The 1,368-nt window shown below is 64.4% G+C and carries 1 protein-coding gene and 1 pseudogene; both read right to left on the bottom strand.

Features of this window, described 5'->3' with window-relative positions; all coding sequences use genetic code 11:
• Positions 1-188: 188 nt before the first annotated feature.
• Complete coding sequence (locus BSZ39_RS13755) at positions 189-791, bottom strand: Abi family protein (protein ID WP_158025222.1); 603 nt, start codon at positions 789-791, stop codon at positions 189-191.
• A gap of 187 nt (positions 792-978) precedes the next feature.
• A pseudogene (locus BSZ39_RS12830) lies at positions 979-1,368 on the bottom strand (hypothetical protein); the annotation flags it as partial.

Here is a 1,368-nt window from a genome sequence, read left to right as displayed (position 1 = left end):
TGCTTGGTCAGCGTGCGCAACGGCCCGCCCTTGCGCTGGGCGTCCTCCTTCGCCCACGCGGCTGGCCAGTCGGCGGTATTGTAGGCCCGCGTCATGACTTCATCGACCTCGTCCAGTAGCCCCTCGGAGAGCAGGTCGAACGCCTTGCCCACTCGATCTCGGTTGTTCATCGCCATCGCTATTTTCTCCTAGAACGTGGTGCTTTGCGTCCCGGTGACGACATCGTTTCGCCGGGAGATGGTCTGAGGGACTCGGGAATTCTTTGCCACCCAATCGACGGCGACGGGTGAGATCGCGCCGAGGATGTCAAGTAGCCGATCATGGTCTGCGGTGAGGTTCCGGGCGAAGATCGGCTCGTGATGCGCGATCCGGTTGCGGAGCTTGCGCAGTGACTCCTGCTTGCGGTGAAGCTCGCGGCGTGGACCGACCAGGTGCGGGAACGCGCCGTGGAGCGCAGGCACCCACAGCCGCTGGTGGTACCGGTTGGCCAGGAGTCCGGTCCAGAACCCGAAGCTCAGCTCAGCCACCATATGCCCTGGGACCACGGCTGTTCCCTTGGCTCGCCGCGCGGCACCGATCGCGTCGGTGACGCGCTGCTGTTCGAACTGGTGGAGACCGATCTGTGCGTTCCACCAGTCTTCCTGGCTGGCGAGCGTGCTGAGTTTGGCATGGATCGCGTTGCGGAGTGCAACTTCGAGCACGTTGAAGCTGCCCCAGAATGCAGAGGCCACTTCAACGTTCCAGGCGTAGAGCCGCAGTGCCGCGTCTTGGTCACCGTGGCAGGCACGCACGTAGGTGGCGAGACGGTCAGCGCTGAGCAGTCGGGTTAGCTCAACGTCATCAAGCTGCTGTCCTGGTGCCGCAGTCCCGGATGCTGTAACATAGCTGGTGTAAGCCCCGGACGAGGCCGCTGACGCGGTCGCCGCGCCGGGGCAATTTTCTTGCCCTGGCACCTGCCCCTGTGGCCCGCCCGTCATCTCAGCCCTCGTCCTCGTCGAAGTCGAACGCCTGCTGGGACGAGCGCGGCGTCGAGGCATACTTGCGCGCCTGCTCGGTCACGTCACCCCAGGCACTCACCAGACCGTTGAAGAGGATGGCGTCCTTCGTGTCCTTTTTCTTCTCGGCCTCGTGGAACAGCAGGAAGCCTAGCTCCTTCACCGCATCCAAGTTCACGCGCGTTTGAACTGACGGCAGCAGCTCCGCCACCTTGTCCGCGCCGTCCTTGGACATCACCGCGGCAAGACGAACGGTCGCCTCCCACACGCTGACCCGTTCGTCGGCTGCTGCGTCCCAGGCTCCTTCGAGATGAGACGGCGAGAGCAGGCGAGCCTTGCCGCCCTTCGCTTCGAAGATGCCGCCGCGTTCGAG

The sequence above is a fragment of the Bowdeniella nasicola genome, from assembly GCF_001907295.1.
Lineage (GTDB): Bacteria > Actinomycetota > Actinomycetes > Actinomycetales > Actinomycetaceae > Bowdeniella > Bowdeniella nasicola.
Note: the sequence above shows the minus strand (reverse complement) of the source record. Positions and strands in the feature narration are given on the sequence as shown.